The organism is Candidatus Symbiopectobacterium sp. NZEC127 (genome assembly GCF_025962675.1).
Classification (GTDB): Bacteria; Pseudomonadota; Gammaproteobacteria; order Enterobacterales; family Enterobacteriaceae; genus Symbiopectobacterium.
Window position 1 is genome coordinate 1 of sequence record NZ_JAGFPG010000073.1, and the last position, 564, is coordinate 564.

1 protein-coding gene and 1 pseudogene are annotated in these 564 nt (G+C 47.5%); both read left to right on the forward strand.

Annotated elements, in window-relative coordinates:
• On the forward strand, positions 1-290 hold a 290-nt coding region (locus J5069_RS23975), incomplete at its 5' end, for a BrnA antitoxin family protein (RefSeq protein WP_319801703.1).
• Between the two features lie 119 nt (positions 291-409).
• Positions 410-564: pseudogene (locus J5069_RS24245) on the forward strand (prevent-host-death protein); the annotation flags it as partial.

Below are 564 nucleotides of genomic sequence, written 5' to 3' on the forward strand. Positions count from 1 at the left end.
GGCGAACGCCAAAGAAAGAGCAAGGTACAAGGACTATGGACCGTAAACAACAGATTGATCGTCTTAACAACATGGCAGATGCAGACATTGGCTATACCGATGCGCCGGAACTGCCTGACGCTGTATGGAATAAGGCGAAACGAGCCAAGTTCTTTAAGCCGATCAAAGTCCAAAAAACCGTACGTTTTGATGCCGATGTGTTGAATTGGCTCGAAAGCGAAGGGCCGGGCTATCAAACGCGACTCAATAGTATCCTGCGTCGGGAAATAGAAAAAGCACTGCGTTCCTGACAACACACTGTTCCATCATAAATGCATCAGAAGCGACCGACAGGTTCAGCGCAATAGCCTTGTCCCATCACTAATTCAGTGCTAAATTTAGTATCAAATACCATGCTAAAGATAGCGCTATGATCGTACAACCTATCCTTGCCAATGCGGCAGTCAGTATCAGCGATTTCAAAAAATCACCGAATGCTGCACTGAAAGAAGCCAACGGCCAACCCGTTGCTGTGCTCACCAATGGCCGTATCTCTGGCTACTACGTTTCGCCGGAATTGTGGGA